This window comes from Solibacillus sp. FSL R5-0449 (genome assembly GCF_037975215.1).
In the GTDB taxonomy this organism is placed as follows: domain Bacteria; phylum Bacillota; class Bacilli; order Bacillales_A; family Planococcaceae; genus Solibacillus.
The window spans coordinates 1,178,148-1,197,930 of sequence record NZ_CP150239.1; the positions used below are offsets into that span (position 1 = coordinate 1,178,148).

The window sequence follows — 19,783 nt, forward strand, 5'->3', positions numbered from 1 at the left end:
TTGTGATTTTTGAGAATATTAACGAGGATTAGCTAAGTCAGGGGAGAATACGATGCATTTATATGGAACACAGCAAATTAATGAACTCGGTCATTTAACAATCGGCGGGGTAGATACAATTGAATTGGCAAACCAATACGGGACACCGTTATTCGTTTATGATACTGCGTTAATTCGTAAACGTTCACGCGGCTTTATCGATACTTTTGAACAATTAGGTGTAAAAGCGCAAGTTGCCTATGCATCCAAAGCATTCGCCTGTGTTGCGGCATATCAGTTAGCTGCGCAGGAAAACCTGTCGCTGGATGTTGTGTCAGGCGGAGAGCTTTTTACAGCGATTAAAGCTGGATTCCCGGCAGACCGCATTCATTTCCATGGCAATAATAAATCGGTTGCCGAACTTGAATTGGCGTTTGAAACAGGAATCGGTTGTATTGTAGTCGATAACTTTTACGAGATTTCGTTAATTAAAGAAATCGCACAGCAGAAAAATAAGCAAATGAAAATTTTATTACGTGTGACACCAGGTGTTGAAGCACATACACATGATTTTATTACAACAGGTCAAGCGGATTCCAAATTCGGCTTTGACTTAAATAATGGACAAGCTGATGAGGCATTTAAACAAGTAGTAAATGATGAACATATCGAACTATTAGGTTTACATTGCCACATCGGCTCTCAAATTTTTGAAACAGAAGGCTTTAGTTTGGCAGCGGGTAAAGTAATGCAAAAAATGGGTGCATGGAAAGAACAGCACGGTTTTGTTGCACAAGTACTGAATCTGGGCGGTGGGTTCGGAATCCGTTATACAGAAGAGGATAAACCTTTGGAGCCTCATGAGTATGTTGCGGATATGATTCGCACAGTGCAGGATGAAAGTAAAAAACTTAATTTAGCGATGCCTGAAATTTGGATTGAGCCAGGCCGTTCTTTAGTTGGGGATGCAGGTACATCACTGTACACGATCGGTTCTCAGAAAACTGTACCAAATGTACGTGAATATATTGCGGTCGATGGCGGGATGAGCGATAATATACGTCCGGCACTTTATGACGCGAAATATGAAGCGATTATTGCCAATAAAGCAAATGATCCAAAAACAAATACATACACTGTTGCAGGTAAGCTATGTGAATCAGGAGATAAGTTAATTATTGATGCGTCATTACAAAATGCACATACCGGTGATATTTTAGCGATGTTCTGTACAGGGGCATACGGTTATTCAATGGCATCAAACTATAACCGTGTTCCAAGACCGGCAGTAGTATTCGTTGAAAATGGAGAGCACCAATTAGCGATAAAACGAGAAAGCTATGAAGATTTAGTGGTAAATGATCTGCCATTAACATTGACAAAGGGTGAATAATCGTTGAAATTATCAAAGCAAGCTAAATGGGGTTTTGGTCTATTAATTGGAATTGTGATTTGGTCGCTCTTGTTCATTTACATTATTAGTCCGCTAATTTACAAATTTTCAAACTGAACGTTGGAAAATTGTGTTATTGCATTTCGGTCGATCTTTTGATAGGATGTGCAATGTTAGAATTGAGGGAATGTAAAATGTTAGTTCGATATAAAAAAACACTTGAAAAAATTGCAATGGGATTAATTTCGTTAATGCCACAAGAAAAAGACATTAAACGTTTAATGGAAACCATTCAACAATATGAGCAAAAAGAAAATTGGACACTTTTCCTATGGAAAAACGGGGAAGAATATGTTGGGGCGATCGGGATTGCAGAAGAAGATGATGCTGTAGTCGTTCAGCATATTACAGTCATCCCGTCGTATCGCGGTGAAGGTGTCGCATTAGAAATGTTACAGGAGCTGCAGAATATGGGATATGAACATATTCAAGCGAATGAAGTTACAAATGCATTTGTCCAAAAATGTATACCTATATTAAAAGAAGTCGACTAATTTACTGTCGACTTCTTTTTTTAAATTCTCTTGCTTCCAGTATTTCTGACCGGTCCCGCAGCATATGTTTATTGAAAATAAAGTGTGATTCCATTGGAGGAACCGACTTTATTCTTTCTAGTGCCAATTCTTGCAGCTGCCGGTCTGTAATAGGAAGCGGAAATTGTGAAAATGGTTCGTTTTCCTGTATTTTCCGAAGCTTGTTTTTCATCAGGATTAGCAGTTGTCTCACATCAATATATTCGAAAAATTCACTTTCGTAGTTCAGCTCAAAATTAACAATCGCTTTTTCCAGAATGCGTGCAGCGCCAGTAACGTTTCCCCGCCGCCAATGGTACATACCTGTCGCAAGCTGGACATAGCCTACTAAAGGATGCAGCTTTTCTTTCGGTGCGATTTCCTTCCAATATTCTTCTAAAACTTCATGGCATTCAAAATAGTCATTATTGCCGTTAAAATAAGCGCAATAATCGATAAATAGTGGATGAAACAAAGGATGCATTGTTGTCCCCTTTCCTCTATACTAATTAGATAGGTTCTGCTATATTTTGTTGGATTTTGACGAATAAAGTATCTAGCAAAACGTAAAATTAATCATAGCGTGAATTAGATGCTAATGATAATTTCCGATTAACGATAGGTGGTATTTTATGTCTTACGAAGTGAAACTAGACGCCTTTAGCGGGCCGCTAGATTTATTATTGCATTTAATTCATCGTTTGGAAATTGATATATATGATATTCCAATGGCGGAATTAACAGAACAGTATATTGATCATATCCATGCGATGCAAACATTGGAATTGAATGAAGCAAGCGAATATTTAGTCATGGCCGCAACATTACTGGCGATTAAAAGCCGTATGCTCATTCCGATTAATGAAAATGAAATCGATGCTGAAGAGCTCGAAATCGATGAGGTCGATCCGCGGGAAGAGCTTGTTGCACGGTTAATCGAATATAAAAAGTATAAAGAAGCGGCTGTCCAGCTTCAGGAATTGGAAACAGAACGTGGGCAAGTATTCACGAAAGCGCCGGCAGATTTATCGGAATTTATGCCGGAAGAACAATTGGCGCTTTTTGATCAAAATGTAAATGTTTACGACATGTTAAGTGCATTTCAAAAACTAATGCGTCGTAAACAATTGAAAAAACCATTGTCAACGCGTATCGCAAGACAGGAAATTTCAGTGAAGGAACAAATGCGTTCCGTTGTAAACATTTTAAAAAATGCAGGCGGAAGAGTGATGTTCTCGCAATTATTTGAAGCAGAGGATAAGCCAATGCTTGTATTGACGTTTTTAACATTACTGGAATTGATGAAGCGCCAAGTGATTTTTGTCGAACAGCAAAATAACTTCGATGATTTATCCGTATTATTGACAAAGGAGGAAATTGGCGATGAATTCGAACAACTTACTGAGCCGAATTGAGGCACTATTATTCGTAGCAGGTGATGAAGGTATGACAGTTAAACAACTTGCACAATATATAGAAGTAGAACCAATGGATATTGAAGCGGGATTAAGCGAACTGCTGTCTCATTACAATGAGGAGGAAATGCGGGGGATTACATTAAAACAGATTGCCGGTACATATCAGTTAACGACAAAACCGGAAGTGACCGACACACTGAAAAAATTAATCGAAAACCCGACAAATCAAGTATTAACCGCAGCTTCATTAGAGGTTCTGGCAATTATAGCGTATAAGCAGCCGATCACGCGCGCGGAAGTGGAAGATCTGCGAGGGGTGAAAAGCGAACGCCCGATTGCGACACTCGTTTCAAGGGCACTTGTACAGGAAGTTGGCAGGGCGGAAGGAACAGGACGGGCAATCTTATATGGGACGACTAAAGAGTTCCTGAATTATTTTGGCTTAAAAAATATTAAAGAATTGCCGCCGTTACCGGAAGAAGTGGATCAGGAAGATGATCAGCCGACAGATTTATTTTTAACGAAGTTCCAGGAAACATTTAACCAAAATTAAAGGAGTGGCCTGTTGAAAAAGTGGTTTGTTTCTATTGTTGTATTGTTCGTGTTTTTGAGTGGTGCGTCACAAATCCAGGCAGCGTCGTACAATAGCTATGTTGTGATCGATGCGGAAAATGGACGGACGTTAATGGGTGTGAATGAACATGCACGCCTGCCGATCGCCAGCCTGACAAAAATCTGGACGGCCCTGGTTGTTTTGGAAAACAGTGAGCTTACCGATGAAGTTGTCGTTTCAAAGGAAGCCTCGCTTGTGGAAGGTTCATCCATTTATTTAATGGAAAACGAGACGTATACGATTGATTACTTGCTTCATGGTTTAATGATGCAATCGGGAAATGATGCTGCTACTGCGCTTGCGGAACATGTTGGCGGATCTGTAGAAGGCTTTGTTCAGCTTATGAATGAGAAGGCCGAGCTTTATCAGTTGAATGAAACAACCTTTACAAATCCTACAGGGCTGCACAATGAAGCCCATCTGTCCTCTGCCTATGACACGGCGAAAATGCTGCAAATTGCAATGATGAATCCCCAGTTCAGAAAAATTGCTTCTACACAAAACTTTTCGGATGGCAGACAGTGGAGAAATAAGCACCGACTGATGCATGAGAAGATAGGAGCCATCGCTGGGAAAACAGGCTATACAAAAGTTGCAGGTCGAACATTGGCAACATACTTTGAGCGGGAACAAAAATCATTTGTTGTCGTTACTATTAATGAAGGAAATGACTGGAATATCCACCGAAACTTGGCGGATTTCATCGACAACAATTTTGAAAAGCAAACGATTGTGAAAAAAGGAAAATACAATGCGAACGGACTGGCCATCGAATTGGATGAACCGTTCCAAATGCTGCTTCATAAGAAAGAACGACCGAACTTTGAACATATTGTTAAAGTTTCACGACTAAAAGGCTCGGATCGAGGGGTTTGGCTTTTATATGCAGATGAAGCGCTCGTATCATCAAAGCTTGTAACAGTAAAATAATCAAAAAGTGAATATCTTTCACTTCAGGATTGAAGTTAAGTCCCCGGCGGATGTCATGGATTCGAAAAGGAGTTCTAAACAAGGTAGTCAGCTTAAAAGCGTCGCTTCATGCGACAACAGCTGACTGTCCTACATCCTGTGGACTTCAAAGCCGTATCCGGATGCAATTACGCAAGGCGCAATTGATTAAGTGCTAAAAGTATGACATAATTTTTAATCGTTAAGGATTTATTTTCGCTCGTATTTGTGGATTACAGCAATAATATTTAAAATTAACAGAGCAGTAAACGAAAAGTGCAAAGGCGAATGCTGATGAAGTATGCGTCTTCGCAGTTTATCAATCAATGAGGTGAACTTATGGAAAGATTACAAAAAGTGATTGCCTATGCAGGCGTTGCATCAAGACGTAAAGCAGAGCAATTAATCGTAGAAGGTAAAGTAAAGGTAAACGGAGTCGTAGTGAAAGAGCTTGGTACAAAAGTATCCAACTCGGATACGATTGAAGTAGAAGGCGTAAAACTGGAAAAAGAAGATAAAGTCTATTTCCTACTATATAAACCACGTGCCTATATTTCGGCAGTTACGGATGATAAAGGTCGAAAAACAGTAACGGATATTTTTAAAAAGCATGTACATCAGCGTATTTTCCCTGTAGGGCGTTTAGATTATGATACGACTGGTTTATTGCTATTAACAAATGACGGCGAGTTTTCGAACTTGATGACACATCCGAAATTCAAAATCGACAAAACATATATTGCGCGTGTAAAAGGAATTCCGACTAAACAAGGTTTAATGAAACTTCAAAGCGGCATTAAGCTGGAAGACGGAAAAACGGCTCCGGCAAAAGTAAGTATGACAAGTTTTGATGAGAAAGCTGGGAAAGCTATTTGTGAGATTACCATTCATGAAGGGCGAAATCGTCAAGTCCGTCGTATGTTTGAAGCAATCGGTACACCTGTTGTGAAATTAAAGCGCGAGCGCTTTGCATTTTTAGATTTAACAGGACTTAGCCCGGGCGAATACCGTCAGCTGACAAAACATGAAGTAAAACTATTACGTGTCTTAGCTGAAACAGGAAAAATTGATTATAACAATTAACAGTTTAAGAGATTCATCAATCATTCTTAAATAAAAGAATTTAAATTTTGTAATAATTTGCTATAATAGGCAACAGTAGTTGCTGAAGTGGAAGGGGGTTTTTTATTTGGAAAAAAAGAAACAACGTTCTGTGACGCGCGGCATCATTTTAACCATTTTAGCAATCGCAATTGGATATACAGTTTATGCAGCCGTAACGAAAGATAAAATAAATATTGTACAAGCCGGGGCACAGGCGCCTGATTTTGAAGTAGTAGATTTGCACGGAGAAAAACATAGATTGAAAGACTACGAGGGAAAGGGCGTCGTACTGAATTTCTGGGGTACATGGTGTGAGCCGTGTGAGCGAGAATTCCCTGCAATGACGCGTCAATATGCGGAATTTAAGGACCAGGATGTTCAAATTATTGCCGTTAACTTCGCACAGTCTGAATTCGAAGTGAAAAAATATGTGGCGAATATGGGGATGACGTTCCCCGTTGCGATCGATAAAACGAAAAGTGTTTTCACTGCCTATAATATTGGACCCCTGCCTACATCAATTTTCATTGAACCCGACGGTACAATAGACCGTATTATTACTGGAGAAATGACCGAAGGAGAAATTGTGCAATATATGGAGTCAATAAAGCCGGAATAGGAGTTTTTACGCAATGAATAAACTACTTTGTGAATGCGGGCATGAAAATCCTGAAGGTACAACACTCTGCCAAAAATGCGGTTCTCCATTATCCGCAGAGGAAAAAAGTAAAAAAATTGCAGATATGCGGTACGAAGGGACAGCCATACGTTCAAAAACTTATAATAAGTCAATTATTGACAAGATTTGGAATTTTTTCTCGAGTGTGAAAGTCGGAATTACGCTTATTATTATCAATTTAATAGCAGCATCAATTGGTACAATCCTGCCTCAGGAGTTCTACATAAGCGTAGCGACTGACGCGGAAAAGGAAAAGTACTATTCAGATGTTTATGGATGGTTCGGTGAAATATACTACGCGTTAGGTTTATCGGATCTTTATTCATCCTTATGGTTCCAATTACTTGTATTAATGTTAGGTGTGTCCATTATTATTGCAAGTATAGATAGAGGTATTCCATTACATAAATCTTTAAAAAATCAACGAGTTAAACGACATACAAACTTTATGAAGCGTCAGCGAATTATTGGTGAGGGGAAACCAACTGAAACGCCGGAACAAACGCTTCAGCTCGTTGAACAATCTTTAAAAAAATTAAACTACAATGTCCGACGAGAAGATGATGCCATTTTAGCGGAACGAGGGCGTTTTTCGCGCTATGGTGCCTACGTGAACCATGTAGGATTAATTGTCTTTTTAATTGGGGTCATGCTCCATTTAGTACCGGGCATGTATGTGGACGAATCGATGTGGCTTCGTGAAGGCGAGACACGTGCCGTACCCGGTATGGACGGGTACTTCCTGAAGAATGACAAATTTATTTTGGAAACTTACGACAATGTTCCGCAAGGCGAGCAGATTAAACAAGGGGTCAATGTAGTCGCGAAAAATTTCCAGACAGACGTGACATTGTATAAACAGCAGGAAAACAGTGTGCCGGGACAGGCGGAAAACCTGGAAGAAGTGAAGCAATACGGAATTCAGGTAAACCATCCGCTCAAGCATGAGGGCTATGCATTTTATCAGATGGATTTCCGTTTAAATGAAATTAAAGCAATGGTTTTTGATTTAATCAATAAAGAAACAGAAGAATCGCTTGGCCAATTAAGCATTGATTTAACGAACCCGCAGGAAGTATATACACTCGAAAATGGGGCGCAGGTCGAATTAATGGGCTTTTATCCGGACTTTTCAGGTTTTAAAGAAGGTGTACCGCAAACTGCGACCCAAACACCGAATAATCCGGCATTTATTTTTAAAATGATCACCCCAGAAACACCGGAAGGGGAGACAAGCTTTGTCGCGATCCAGCAAACATTGGAGCCTGAAGGTGACAATATTTATAAAATGAAGTTTTCAAATGTGGAAACTCGTCATATGTCGGGTCTAACGATCCGTTATGACCGGACGATCCCTATTTTAATCGTAGGGGGGATTATCTTTATGATTGGTGTTGCAATCGGTTCCTATTGGAATCATCGCCGTATTTGGATTGAACAGTTGGCAGATGGAACAATACGCTTGGCAGCACATACGAATAAAAACTGGTTTAGTATGAAAAAGGATTTAGATGCATTAACGAAGCATGCTCATTTACCACAATACGTAGATCAACAGGAAATAGAAAACAATGAACATGTTGAAACAGAAAAGGATGGTAAAACCTTATGAGTTTAATCGATTTAAGCGGTTATTTACTGTATGCTGCATTCATTAGTTACTTAGTTGGTACATTTTTATTTGCAGGTGCAATTAAAGTGAAAAATGACACGGCAGCAGCACGGGCAGATAAGTACGGTAAAATCGCCCTTGTTGTTACAATTATCGGTTTTGTTGCACAGTTAGGTTATTTCATAACACGTTGGATGTATACAGGACATGCACCTGTTAGTAATATGTTTGAATTTACGACAGCATTCGGTATGTTCATCGTACTATCATTTATCGTTATTTACTTTACGTATAAAGTTGCGGCTTTAGGTGTAGTTGCTTTACCGATTGCATTATTGATTATTGCCTATGCCTCTATGTTCCCGACAGAGGTAAGTCCTTTAGTCCCGTCACTGCAAAGTCATTGGCTGACGATCCATGTTACGACTGCAGCGCTGGGACAATCGATTTTTGGGATTAGTGCGGTAGCCGGACTTATTTACTTGTTGGGAAATGTGAATATGGACGAACGTTCAAAAGAAAGTTTCTGGCTGGAAACAGTCATGTTCTGCTGTGTACTAGTTGTAGGTTTCGTTGCAGCAACGGTTACATTTAACGCCATGGACTATGAAGCGAAGTATGAGTACGTTGATACATTGGATCAGGTCAGTACTGCGACATATTTAATGCCAGCTATTTTTGGTATGAATGAATATAAAGAACTGTCAGAAGACCGTATGACACCGTTATTTGAATTACCGGCATTGATCGATGCACGGAAACTAACAACTGTTTTTTGGTCTGTTCTATTCGGTACAATGATTTATATACTCATTCGACTGATCTTTAGAAGAAAGATAGCGAAAATGTTCCAGCCGTTAGTGAAACGGGTGAACTCGACGCTAATGGATGAAATTGCCTACCGTTCGATTTTAATTGCTTTTCCGATTTTTACATTAGGCGCGCTTATTTTTGCAATGATATGGGCACAGGAAGCATGGGGACGATTTTGGGGCTGGGATCCGAAAGAAGTGTGGGCACTTATTACATTCCTGTTTTATGCGGCATTTTTGCACTTGCGCCTATCAAAAGGCTGGGAAGGAAGGAAGAGTGCCTGGCTTACGGTAATTGGTTTCCTTATTATTCTATTCAATTTAGTCGTTGTTAATCTAGTTATCGCAGGATTACACTCTTATGCATAATGTGACAAAATATTGCTTTTCATCCTATTGTTAAAGCAATTTAATCGTTTCCAATTCTATGCAAAATAATTAATAAACTGTCATAAAGTTAGAAAAGTTCAATCGGATTGATTGGGCTTTTCTTTTCAATCGATCACTAAAAAGGTACAATAGAGAAGAGAAATAGAGTTTTGAAAGGGGCAACACCAGTGTCTGAAAATATTTCTGTGTTAATTGTGGACGACGAGGATCGAATTCGTCGTTTGTTAAAAATGTATTTAGAGCGTGAGGGCTATACAGTAGAAGAAGCGGAAAATGGAGAACAAGCACTTTCGATGGCGCTTGAAAAAGATTATCATTGTATTTTGTTGGATATTATGATGCCTGAAAAAGATGGTTTGGAAGTTTGTGCTGAACTGCGTGAAAAGAAAACAACGCCTATTATATTGTTGACGGCAAAAGGTGAAGAAGCAAACCGTGTACAAGGATTTGAGCTTGGTGCGGATGATTATATTGTGAAACCTTTTAGTCCGCGTGAAGTCGTGCTGCGTGTGAAAGCAATATTGCGACGTTCAGCAGTGTTTGCACCTGTTTCAAATGCTTCATCATCGAAAGATTTAGTCGTGTTCCCGCATTTAACAATCGACCATGATGCACATCGTGTAACAGCAGATGGAACGGAAGTAAATTTAACACCGAAAGAATACGAACTATTATACTTTTTGGCGAAGTCACCTGATAAAGTATTCGACCGTGAGCAATTATTAAAAGAAGTTTGGCACTATGATTTCTTTGGTGACTTGCGCACAGTGGATACACATGTAAAGCGCCTGCGTGAAAAGCTGAACCGTGTCTCTGAAAATGCTGCGAAAATGATTGTTACGGTTTGGGGAGTAGGCTATAAATTCGAGGTTGTAAATGATTAGAATAGCAACAAGTATTGTCGGGAAGCTATGGGTAACCATTTTGCTTCTCGTTTCATTTGTCCTGTTTATTTTCACCATATTCATGTTGGAATTTCTTGAAAACTATCATAATGAGCAGTCAGAGGCATCATTAAGACAAACAGCTGCAGCCATCGCGAGCATTATCGATGAGGAAGAAATCGATGATAAACAGTTTGCGATCATTTCAGAGTTGTTAACGGAAACGACAAACGTACTTATCGCCAAAAGTTCAGATGAAATATTGTATGCAAGACAAGAAGGCATCAATAAAGAAGAAATACAGCAAAAAATCATAAGCAGTAAAGCATTTGAAGAAGTCTATGAATCATCAGAGCCAACTGTAAAGGAACTGACGCTGCCTTCAAATCGGGAAGAAGCGAAAAATTCCGATTATATAGTATTAGGTTTCCCGCTGAAAAGTGTTGAAGATTTACATGGGGCTGTTTTTATATATAAAAATCCAGATGCATTACACCAGACTAGTAATGAAACGACGAAAATTGTAGTTTTAGCTGCGGCTATTGCATTTATATTGACGACAATTTTCGCCTTTTTCCTTTCTTCTAAAATAACGCTTCCATTGCGTAAAATGAGAGAGCATGCATTTGAATTGGCGAAGGGGCGTTTCGATTCGAAAATTGAAACGAAGCAAAATGATGAAATCGGTCAGCTTGCCGTTGCGTTCAACCAGATGGGCCGCCAATTGAAGCATCATTTAGAAGTAATCAATCAGGAAAAGGAACAATTATCGAGTATTTTAACATCGATGACTGATTCCGTTATTACATTTAATCGTGATAAAACGATTTTAGTGAGCAATCCGCCTGCAGAGCGACTACTTCAAAAATGGTTCGTCGAAAAGGGATTGGATAGCTCAAAGCCGATACCGGATGAACTTTATCATATGCTTGATCATGTATTGAACTTTGAAGATCAGCTGGATGAAGAGTTAGAAATGGGCAAATCCTATTACAGTATTACAATTAGTCCCCTGTACAGCAGGGATACAATTCGTGGTGCAGTCGCTGTTATTCGTGATAAAACCGAAGAAACGAAATTGGAAAAGCTGAAATCAGATTTTATCGCCAATGTTTCACATGAGCTCCGGACACCAATTGCAATGCTTCAAGGCTATTCTGAAGCGATTATTGATGGAGTTGTGACAACAGAAGAAGAACGGACTGATATGATCAGGGTCATATACGATGAATCACAGCGTATGAGTCGCCTCGTAACAGATTTACTTGACCTGGCGCGGATGGAATCTGGGCATATGAGCTTGTATAAGGAAGACGTTCCATTAGTGGCGGTTATTGAACGCATGACTCATAAGTTTGACCAGACAGCGAAAGAAAAACATGTGCAGCTGCATATTGAAACGAACTTTTCGGACGAAACGCTTATTTCGATTGATGAGGACCGTATCGAGCAAGTGTTAACGAACTTGATTGACAATGCGATTCGCCATACACCTGCAGATGGATCCGTAACCGTTTCGATAGAAAATGAGCAAAACTACGCTAAAATTCAAATCAAGGATACGGGGCAGGGCATTCCGCAAGATGATTTACCGTATGTATTCGAACGATTCTACAAAGCGGATAAAGCGCGTACACGTTCAAAAGGCGGAACTGGCTTAGGTTTGGCCATTACAAAAAACATTGTGGAAGCGCATAACGGCAGAATATCGGTTGATAGCGTGGAACAGCAAGGAACAACCTTTACATTTTACTTGCCATTACCTTGATAAAAATAGGGTAATGGAATTATGTTAGTCTTAAAAAGTTTATCATTTTGAATTGTTCAAAGTGATAAACTTTTCTTTTTAACTGACTAGATCTTTTGGAAGCGGATGATTAGTTGTAACTTTTTTGATTCGAAAACGACAAATTACGTGAATGGAGGTGGGATGGGTGCAGCAATCCATTTTCCATCGATTATACGATACGTATCATCAGGATGTTTTTAATTTCTTATTTTACTTAGTAAAAAACCGTACCGCAGCTGAGGATCTTGCCCATGAAGTATACGTTCGTGTATTGAAATCATACGACCGTTTCGAAGGGAAAAGCTCGGAAAAGACTTGGTTGTTTTCTATAGCGAAAAATGTGGCGATCGACTATTTCAGAAAAAAGCAAGTTCGTGATAAGCATGCATTTACAGCGTTTGATTGGGAGACAGAGCAACTTGTAAGCCCAGTCCCTTCACCTGAACAATTTACCGAATTAAATGATCAGCTCCATCAATTACTGGTAGCGTTGGAGGAATGTTCAGGTGATCAGAAAATGGTTATTATCATGCGGTTCATTCAGGAACTTTCAATTCAGGAAACAGCGGAAATATTAGGGTGGACGACCGGAAAGGTTAAGACGACACAGCACCGTGCTTTAAAGAATTTGCGGCTGTTATTGGAAGCGCAAGAAGGAAGGGAGGCGAATCCATTATGAAAAAGGAGCATTGGGATGAAAAAGAGATTGAGCTTTTTCTGAAAAAAGCACCGAAAGTAACCGATCATCGTTCAAAAGATGAGGTATTCAATCGTTTAATGGATGAAGGAGCATTTAATGAAGATCCGCCTCAACTACAGCCAAACAATCAAAAAGGCATTCGATGGGCACCATTGTTCTTTTCCATTGCATCCATATTTATTATTGTTTTGATCAGTGCGCAATTTATAGGTAATAATGAGTCGGTCTCTATGCAAAATGAAACATTCGATCTTGCCGATCCGGAAACCGAAGAGAATATGACAATGAGCGCAAAAGAAGATGCATCTACCCAAACTGAACGCTCGATGATTAATAGTTTCTCAACGGAAGCACAGCCAGAGCGGACTTTAGTTTATGAAGACGAGCTGGAGGGCAACACATTATTTACAATTGGTCTTGCAGGGGACGATGCGGAAAGTGTACCTGTAAGCATATTGATTCCTAATGAAGTTGTTGCTGAAAAAACGGGTAAAGAGAATCCGACGTTGCTGGAACTTTATAACACATTCAGTCCTCTGCTGGATGAACAGTCACTTGGCTTTAATGAATACCATCCGTATAAAGGGGAATTGCGTGAGGAAGGGGATAAGCTTGTCCATATGTTGCCGGAAGATCACCAATATGATGCGGGAACAGCGTCCTTATCGAATTATCTAGGGTCCCTTATTGATACTTTCAGCGGTGCATATACGGAAGTGGAAATAGAAAATACGGCCGGAACACCAATTTACTTTGACCATATTGGTGATGTTAATGAGCCGTTTTTATTAAATGACGAGAATGCTCAATATAATTATTTTATGTATCAGATGCGGAATGGCGCTGTATATTTAAGTCCGAATTTCCGAATGAGCTTTACAGATGTGCAAGAAGCAATCAAAAATATGACGGTGGAAGCAAATGATATATACAGAACGGTCATCTTGCCTGGTGTTTATTTAAAAGTTGAAGAAGCAGATGCAATCGTTACGATCACATTCGAAGAACCTTTAAACCTGGAGAATTATGAACCTGCTCAAGCAATGCGAATGATTGAAGGATTAATCATGACAGCGGCAAGTTTTGATAAACAGGTAAAGTTTGAAAATATCGTACAGGAACAATGGGGCGGTTTTGACTTCTCAAAACCAGTAGAGAAGCCGGTTGCGGCAAACCGTATCCATTATGAATTTCAATAATTCAAATAATTTTACTAGGAATTGTAAGCAATAGGCTTTACAATTCCTTTTTTTTATATATAATAATAGTTATAGCAAGGTAATTGCTACATAATTTCATATTGATTCATCTTCGGGGCAGGGTGTAACTCCCGACCGGCGGTAATAAAAGTTGTAACCTCTGACCATTTACTTGGAGGAAGTTATGTCAAACTTTTCGAGCCCGCGAGCCACTTTTTGTGTGCAGGATTTGGTGCAATTCCAAAGCCGACAGTATAGTCTGGATGGGAGAAGGTGAAGGTACGGTCGTCATTTTTTGAAAATGCCGTGCTTTGCAGTATTTATTTCTAATTCCTTATTTGTTAACGGAATATTTTTCGTATACCAAAAAACAGGAATGGCTGCAGATGCACAGATAGACCCTTTATTTAAGTGTGCCTATTTCTCCCTTATGCTCTAGTTTAGCATAAGGGTTTTTTCATGAAATGATTTGATACGTCCTTTCTTCTTGCGAGATGGAATCAGCAAAGAGGAGAGATTTTTATGCAAAAAAGAAGTTTAAAGTTACGTTCATTCGTAACGATTGCAATGCTGAGTGGGGTTTCATTTGTATTAATGCTGTTAAACTTCCCACTACCATGGTTCCCGGTGTTTTTACAAATTGATTTCAGTGATGTGCCAGCATTGATTGCGGCAATTACGATGGGACCTGTTGCAGGTATCCTAGTTGAACTGGTTAAAAATGTGCTGGACTGGATTTACACAGGGGCTCCTGAAGGGATTCCGGTAGGTCATATGGCTAACTTCGCTACAGGTGTATTATTCATTTTACCAGCTTACTATATTTACAAAAAATTCCCTTCTGCTAAAGGGTTAATGACAGGTTTAGTAGTATCAACGGTTGTCATGTCACTTGGAATGGCGGCATTAAACTATGTGGCGTTCTTGCCGCTGTACACGTACTTACTAGGCTTCGAATATAATATGTACGAAACGATCGTATTAGGTATTTTACCGTTTAATATTGTTAAAGGGATTATGATGTTTGTAGTTGTGACGATGCTTTACCGTACAATGCGTGTATGGATTGAAAATCAGCGCAAACAATATTTAGCTTAAATTTTATAAGAAATTACGGAGCGATGTCGAAAAGTGTTAACTTTATGACATTGCTCCTTTTATATTTACTATTACTATTGTCATTCTGTTATCGTGCTGATATGATGTGGTACATTGTTAAGAAAATTTGGACGTTTCATTTATACACCATGAAATGACATCTTAGGAGAGAATATGATGGACAAGAAAATACCATTTTCAACCTATGCAGTAATCGGCACGATGCTGTTTGGGATGTTTTTTGGAGCAGGAAATTTAATATTTCCGATTCAAATGGGGCAATTAGCAGGGACAAATTATTGGCTTGCGCTAATTGGCTTTTTAGTTACGGCGATTGGTTTGCCGTTTTTAGGGATTTTGGCAATCGGATTGTCGGGAAGTAATGGCTTGCGTGATTTAGCAAGTAAAGTACATCCGATGTTTGGTTTGTTATTTGCATTGGCTTTATACTTAACGATCGGGCCATTTTTTGCAATTCCGCGTACAGCAACAGTACCGTTTGTCGTGGGATTTGAACCGTTTATCGATCCTTCACAGGCAGCATTGTGGCTGGCGGTATTCAGTTTTGTTTTCTTCGCGATCGTTTTTTACTTTTCGTTAAATCCGGCGAAAATAATGGATATTATCGGAAAGTACTTAACGCCGGCATTTTTGATTTTCTTATTTGTATTGATCGGAATTAGTCTGTTTTCTCCTATGGGGAAATTCGTTGAGCCTGCTGGAGCCTATATTAACGAGGCATTTATGACAGGGTTTAAAGAAGGTTATAATACGATGGATGCGCTTGCTTCACTTGCGTTCGGTATTGTAGTCATCCATGCGATTAAACGGACAGGTATTACAGATAAAAAAGAAATTGCAAAAGCGACTTGGAAATCGGGTATTTTTGCAATGGCATTAATGATGCTCATTTATGGTCTGATTGCTTACATGGGAGCATCGAGTGTAACGGCAATTGGTACATTTGAAAATGGCGGGCAAATTTTTGCGGCGGTTGCTGATCATTACTTCGGTTCGTACGGCGCGATTTTATTGGCGATTATTATTGTACTGGCATGTTTGAAAACAAGTATCGGGCTCATTACTTCGTGCAGTGAGTTTTTCCATGAGGTGTTTCCGAAAATCAGCTATAAAACATTTGTAGTCATGTTATGTGTTGTTTCGTTTATCATTGCAAACTTTGGGTTAACGAATATTATTACCTATGCGATTCCGGTGCTGATGTTCCTTTACCCGCTGGCAATTGTATTAATTATACTGGCGCTTTTAGGTCCGTTGTTTCAATACAAAAAGCCTGTATTTGCATGGGCGATTTTACTTGTCTTCTTTATAAGTATAATTGATGGCTACAATGCACTGATCGGAAGTGTGCCGGCATTTGAAATGAGTATGCTGACATCTGTTTCGACGGTCTACGCGGATTACTTGCCGCTGTATTCAATTGGGTTAGGTTGGATTGTTCCGGCTGTAGTGGGAGCGGTTATCGGATTATGTGTTCCGAACCGTAGTAATGATGTAAATAAAAATTAAAAAATGTGTGTGTAAAAGGAGAAAATCCTTTTACACACACATTTTCTGTTTAATGGATATTTTGTTTTTTGAAGCTGCCGCCTTTAACTTCAACCACTTCATATACAGTCACAAAGGCATTCGGATCGATTTCACGAATGATTAACTTTATTTTACTTTCTTCCATCCGGTTGATTACACATGTAATTTCTTGGAATTCCTGATTGGAGTAAGCACCGTATACCGTATTGAACGTCGCGCTTCGTCCTAAACGGTCGCGGATTGTTTCGACCATTTTAACAGGTTCTTTTGTAATGATTTTATACGTTTTGGAACCGCTTAGTCCCTCTTCAACGATTAAAATAACTTTTGATGCGATATAGTACGCAATCGCTGATAACAATGCACCTTTAAATCCGAAAACAAACGATACAACGATGAAAACGAAAAAGTTTAAAAATAGAATGAGGTCACTTGTACTGAAAGGCAGTTTTCTTGAAAGCAGCACAGCAAGCATGTCTATCCCATCCAACGCACCACCATTACGAAGTGCTAACCCCATACCGATACCTAAAATGATTCCCCCTACAACTGTAATGAGCAAGGCATCGCCCGAAATGATTGTCGGTACATGGTGCATAAGTGAAGTACCGATCGCTAATGATGCAATCCCGATAACAGAATTAATCGCGAAGGTTTTTCCGATTTGTTTATAGCCTAAATAAATAAACGGGATGTTTAATAAGGCAATCAGCATGCCTAATGTTAATGGTGTTAGTTGAGAAATAACGATACTAATCCCTGTGATTCCACCATCCGATACGTTATTTGGTATTAATACAGCTTCTAATCCGTAAGCGGCAATCAAACCGCCGATAATAACGATGATTTTTTGTCCGATTGACTTTGCGATGTCTTGCTTCGTCATATAATTCCTCCTCAATTTGCATGGTAACAATTATACATCAATTTTGGCTAGGTGACTTTTCAACGGGTAAATTAACCGATTTTTTTACGTAAAAAATGGAAATTAAGTTATGTACTAATGGATGCTAATAAAATTTTATTTTATTTTATTGTGAGATATGTCTTGAAATGTAACATGGGTTAAAAATCCATTTAAGGGAATGTTCGAATTATGCGATTAAATCGTTCTAAAAAACGTATGTTAGTTTTTATAACATTAGATTGACAGTGGATGTTACATTCGTTTAAAGTAAATGGTAAGAAGAGGGAGGCGAGATAATGAGTCGAGAATTTCGAAGAGCGATGCCGTTACTGCCGATTAGCATGGTAATGCAATTGACTGAATTAACGGCCAGACAAATTCGTTATTATGAAGAACATGAACTAATCGTCCCTGCTAGATCAGAAGGGAATCGAAGGATGTTTTCTCTTGATGATATTGATGCGTTGCTGGAAATAAGGGAGTTACTCGACCAGGGCATTAATATGGCGGGTGTCAAAAAAGTATTTGCGATGAGATCGAAAGAGTATGTAAAGAAACCTGACGTAGTTCGCGTGACAGATACAGAATTGCGGACGATATTGCGTGAAGAAATGCAGCAAGCGCAGCGCATGCAAAAGACATCACTACGTCAAGGCGATTTATCGCGTTTCTTTCAATATAAAACTGAGTAGGACCAACTAAAAAGGAGAGTGTTGAAGTATGGCAAATGTAATGGTGAATGGAACAAGCAAAGCGACGAAAGAAAGCATTAAAAAAATAGTGGCAGATAAAAATGTAAAATTTATTCGTCTGCAATTTACTGATATTTTAGGAACAATCAAAAACGTTGAAATTCCGGTAAGTCAGTTAGATAAAGCGCTGGATAACAAAATGATGTTTGACGGTTCTTCAATTGAAGGTTTCGTGCGTATTGAAGAATCTGACATGTATTTGCGTCCGGATTTAGATACTTTCATGATATTCCCATGGACTGCAGAAAAAGGGAAAGTTGCCCGATTAATTTGTGACATCGCACGTCCGGACGGCTCTCCTTTTGAAGGGGATCCACGCTCAAACTTAAAAAGAATGTTAAAAGAAATGGAAGACTTAGGTTTTACTAGCTTTAACTTAGGGCCTGAGCCAGAATTCTTCTTATTTAAATTAGATGAAAAAGGTAATCCGACATTAGAATTAAATGATGATGGTGGCTACTTCGACTTGGCACCAACTGATTTAGGGGAAAACTGCCGCCGCGATATCGTATTGGAACTTGAGGAAATGGGCTTTGAAATTGAAGCATCACACCATGAAGTAGCTCCAGGTCAACACGAAATCGACTTCAAATATGCCAACGCGGTGGAAGCGTGCGATAATATTCAAACGTTCAAGTTAGTAGTAAAAACAATTGCGCGTAAACATGGCTTACATGCAACATTTATGCCAAAACCATTATTCGGTGTGAACGGTTCAGGAATGCACTTCAACTTATCTTTATTCCAAGGAAGCAAAAATGCATTCTGGGATGAAGGGGAAGACTTACAGTTATCAAAAACAGCGAAACATTTCTTAGCAGGTGTATTAAAACACGTTCAAGGATTTACAGCGGTGACAAATCCGACTGTTAACTCATACAAACGTTTAGTACCTGGCTATGAAGCACCTTGTTATGTAGCATGGTCACCAAAGAACCGTTCACCATTAGTACGTATTCCGGAATCTCGCGGTCTATCGACTCGTATTGAATTACGTTCAGTTGACCCGTCTGCAAACCCGTACTTAGCGATGGCTGTTATTTTGGCTGCAGGATTGGATGGCGTGAAAAATGAAATCGAGCCACCAGCACCGGTTGACCGTAACATTTATGTGATGAATGCTGAAGAGCGTGCAGCTTACGGTATTGCAAGTTTACCAGGTTCATTGGATGCAGCATTAGCTACTTTAGCGAAAGATGAAGTAATCATCGATGCGTTAGGCGAACATATTTATGCAAACTTCAAAGAAGCAAAAGAAGTGGAGTTCGATATGTTCCGCACATCTGTGCACCAGTGGGAACGCGACCAATATATGAAGATGTACTAAGAGGAAAGCGTTGGGGCTGTAGGCTCCAACGCTTTTATCCTTTTTGTTGCCCACAA

At 39.4% G+C, this 19,783-nt stretch carries 19 protein-coding genes and 1 riboswitch; of the genes, 17 read left to right on the top strand and 2 right to left on the bottom strand.

What is annotated here, in order from left to right; genetic code table 11:
- The first annotated feature begins 52 nt into the window (after positions 1-52).
- Positions 53-1,372: a diaminopimelate decarboxylase gene (lysA, locus tag MKY27_RS05655; RefSeq protein ID WP_339175786.1), complete on the top strand. Its 1,320-nt coding sequence runs from the start codon at positions 53-55 to the stop codon at positions 1,370-1,372.
- 194 nt (positions 1,373-1,566) lie between these two features.
- A complete protein-coding gene (locus MKY27_RS05660) occupies positions 1,567-1,926 on the top strand; it encodes a GNAT family N-acetyltransferase (RefSeq protein WP_339175788.1) in 360 nt (119 codons plus the stop codon).
- 1 nt (position 1,927) lies between these two features.
- On the opposite strand, the gene MKY27_RS05665 is transcribed toward MKY27_RS05660, so the two are convergent.
- The gene (locus MKY27_RS05665) at positions 1,928-2,428 is read right to left on the bottom strand and encodes a DUF309 domain-containing protein (RefSeq protein ID WP_339198427.1); all 501 of its coding nucleotides are present in this window, start codon (positions 2,426-2,428) and stop codon (positions 1,928-1,930) included.
- A 148-nt stretch (positions 2,429-2,576) separates the two neighbouring features.
- On the opposite strand from MKY27_RS05665, the gene MKY27_RS05670 reads away from it, so the two are divergent.
- The 13 genes from MKY27_RS05670 to brnQ all read left to right on the top strand — a co-directional run bounded on the left by MKY27_RS05670 (position 2,577) and on the right by brnQ (position 16,720).
- Positions 2,577-3,359 carry a segregation/condensation protein A gene (locus tag MKY27_RS05670; RefSeq protein ID WP_339175792.1) on the top strand — a complete coding sequence of 261 codons (783 nt, stop codon included), beginning with the start codon at positions 2,577-2,579 and terminating at the stop codon, positions 3,357-3,359.
- On the top strand, positions 3,328-3,915 hold the full coding sequence (scpB, locus tag MKY27_RS05675) for an SMC-Scp complex subunit ScpB (protein ID WP_339198429.1): 588 nt from the start codon (positions 3,328-3,330) through the stop codon (positions 3,913-3,915). The genes MKY27_RS05670 and scpB overlap by 32 nt, the downstream gene beginning before the upstream one ends.
- 12 nt (positions 3,916-3,927) lie before the next feature.
- Positions 3,928-4,905 (top strand): D-alanyl-D-alanine carboxypeptidase family protein, encoded by a 978-nt coding sequence (locus MKY27_RS05680; protein WP_339175794.1) that lies wholly within the window; start codon positions 3,928-3,930, stop codon positions 4,903-4,905.
- Positions 4,906-5,262: 357 nt separating this feature from the next.
- Complete coding sequence (locus MKY27_RS05685; RefSeq protein ID WP_339175795.1) at positions 5,263-6,006, top strand: pseudouridine synthase; 744 nt, start codon at positions 5,263-5,265, stop codon at positions 6,004-6,006.
- Positions 6,007-6,112: 106 nt separating this feature from the next.
- Complete coding sequence (gene resA / locus MKY27_RS05690) at positions 6,113-6,646, top strand: thiol-disulfide oxidoreductase ResA (protein WP_339198431.1); 534 nt, start codon at positions 6,113-6,115, stop codon at positions 6,644-6,646.
- Between the two features lie 13 nt (positions 6,647-6,659).
- Entirely contained in the window at positions 6,660-8,318 is a 1,659-nt protein-coding gene (locus tag MKY27_RS05695; RefSeq protein WP_339198433.1) for a cytochrome c biogenesis protein ResB, read from the top strand.
- Positions 8,315-9,499 carry a c-type cytochrome biogenesis protein CcsB gene (gene ccsB / locus MKY27_RS05700; protein WP_339198435.1) on the top strand — a complete coding sequence of 395 codons (1,185 nt, stop codon included), beginning with the start codon at positions 8,315-8,317 and terminating at the stop codon, positions 9,497-9,499. The genes MKY27_RS05695 and ccsB overlap by 4 nt, the downstream gene beginning before the upstream one ends.
- 188 nt (positions 9,500-9,687) lie before the next feature.
- Positions 9,688-10,404, top strand: coding sequence for a response regulator transcription factor (locus MKY27_RS05705; protein ID WP_339198436.1), 717 nt, complete (start codon positions 9,688-9,690; stop codon positions 10,402-10,404).
- On the top strand, positions 10,397-12,172 hold the full coding sequence (locus MKY27_RS05710; RefSeq protein WP_339198438.1) for an ATP-binding protein: 1,776 nt from the start codon (positions 10,397-10,399) through the stop codon (positions 12,170-12,172). Before MKY27_RS05705 ends, MKY27_RS05710 begins: the two co-directional genes overlap by 8 nt.
- A gap of 166 nt (positions 12,173-12,338) precedes the next feature.
- Positions 12,339-12,872 (top strand): RNA polymerase sigma factor SigX, encoded by a 534-nt coding sequence (locus tag MKY27_RS05715; RefSeq protein ID WP_079525770.1) that lies wholly within the window; start codon positions 12,339-12,341, stop codon positions 12,870-12,872.
- On the top strand, positions 12,869-14,092 hold the full coding sequence (locus MKY27_RS05720) for a hypothetical protein (RefSeq protein ID WP_339198442.1): 1,224 nt from the start codon (positions 12,869-12,871) through the stop codon (positions 14,090-14,092). The genes MKY27_RS05715 and MKY27_RS05720 overlap by 4 nt, the downstream gene beginning before the upstream one ends.
- 104 nt (positions 14,093-14,196) lie before the next feature.
- A riboswitch (FMN riboswitch) is annotated at positions 14,197-14,371 on the top strand.
- A 243-nt stretch (positions 14,372-14,614) separates the two neighbouring features.
- Positions 14,615-15,190 carry an ECF transporter S component gene (locus MKY27_RS05725; protein ID WP_339198445.1) on the top strand — a complete coding sequence of 192 codons (576 nt, stop codon included), beginning with the start codon at positions 14,615-14,617 and terminating at the stop codon, positions 15,188-15,190.
- Between the two features lie 177 nt (positions 15,191-15,367).
- Positions 15,368-16,720, top strand: coding sequence for a branched-chain amino acid transport system II carrier protein (brnQ, locus tag MKY27_RS05730; protein ID WP_339198447.1), 1,353 nt, complete (start codon positions 15,368-15,370; stop codon positions 16,718-16,720).
- Between the two features lie 49 nt (positions 16,721-16,769).
- On the opposite strand, the gene MKY27_RS05735 is transcribed toward brnQ, so the two are convergent.
- Complete coding sequence (locus MKY27_RS05735) at positions 16,770-17,627, bottom strand: YitT family protein (RefSeq protein ID WP_339198450.1); 858 nt, start codon at positions 17,625-17,627, stop codon at positions 16,770-16,772.
- Between the two features lie 317 nt (positions 17,628-17,944).
- Between MKY27_RS05735 and MKY27_RS05740 the strand changes: the two genes are divergently transcribed.
- Positions 17,945-18,340 carry a MerR family transcriptional regulator gene (locus tag MKY27_RS05740; protein WP_339198452.1) on the top strand — a complete coding sequence of 132 codons (396 nt, stop codon included), beginning with the start codon at positions 17,945-17,947 and terminating at the stop codon, positions 18,338-18,340.
- A gap of 40 nt (positions 18,341-18,380) precedes the next feature.
- Positions 18,381-19,727, top strand: coding sequence for a type I glutamate--ammonia ligase (gene glnA, locus MKY27_RS05745; protein ID WP_339199636.1), 1,347 nt, complete (start codon positions 18,381-18,383; stop codon positions 19,725-19,727).
- Positions 19,728-19,783 lie beyond the last annotated feature (56 nt).

Bases quoted from the DNA above. Each gene is read 5' to 3' on its own strand.
- MKY27_RS05670 (WP_339175792.1), top strand. From the start codon at position 2,577: ATGTCTTACGAAGTGAAACTAGACGCCTTTAGCGGGCCGCTAGATTTA.
- MKY27_RS05720 (WP_339198442.1), top strand. From the start codon at position 12,869: ATGAAAAAGGAGCATTGGGATGAAAAAGAGATTGAGCTTTTTCTGAAA.
- MKY27_RS05725 (WP_339198445.1), top strand. From the start codon at position 14,615: ATGCAAAAAAGAAGTTTAAAGTTACGTTCATTCGTAACGATTGCAATG.
- MKY27_RS05695 (WP_339198433.1), top strand. From the start codon at position 6,660: ATGAATAAACTACTTTGTGAATGCGGGCATGAAAATCCTGAAGGTACA.
- MKY27_RS05660 (WP_339175788.1), top strand. From the start codon at position 1,567: ATGTTAGTTCGATATAAAAAAACACTTGAAAAAATTGCAATGGGATTA.
- MKY27_RS05735 (WP_339198450.1), bottom strand. From the start codon at position 17,627: ATGACGAAGCAAGACATCGCAAAGTCAATCGGACAAAAAATCATCGTT.
- MKY27_RS05685 (WP_339175795.1), top strand. From the start codon at position 5,263: ATGGAAAGATTACAAAAAGTGATTGCCTATGCAGGCGTTGCATCAAGA.
- glnA (WP_339199636.1), top strand. From the start codon at position 18,381: ATGGTGAATGGAACAAGCAAAGCGACGAAAGAAAGCATTAAAAAAATA.
- lysA (WP_339175786.1), top strand. From the start codon at position 53: ATGCATTTATATGGAACACAGCAAATTAATGAACTCGGTCATTTAACA.
- MKY27_RS05665 (WP_339198427.1), bottom strand. From the start codon at position 2,428: ATGCATCCTTTGTTTCATCCACTATTTATCGATTATTGCGCTTATTTT.
- MKY27_RS05710 (WP_339198438.1), top strand. From the start codon at position 10,397: ATGATTAGAATAGCAACAAGTATTGTCGGGAAGCTATGGGTAACCATT.
- brnQ (WP_339198447.1), top strand. From the start codon at position 15,368: ATGGACAAGAAAATACCATTTTCAACCTATGCAGTAATCGGCACGATG.
- scpB (WP_339198429.1), top strand. From the start codon at position 3,328: ATGAATTCGAACAACTTACTGAGCCGAATTGAGGCACTATTATTCGTA.
- ccsB (WP_339198435.1), top strand. From the start codon at position 8,315: ATGAGTTTAATCGATTTAAGCGGTTATTTACTGTATGCTGCATTCATT.
- MKY27_RS05740 (WP_339198452.1), top strand. From the start codon at position 17,945: ATGAGTCGAGAATTTCGAAGAGCGATGCCGTTACTGCCGATTAGCATG.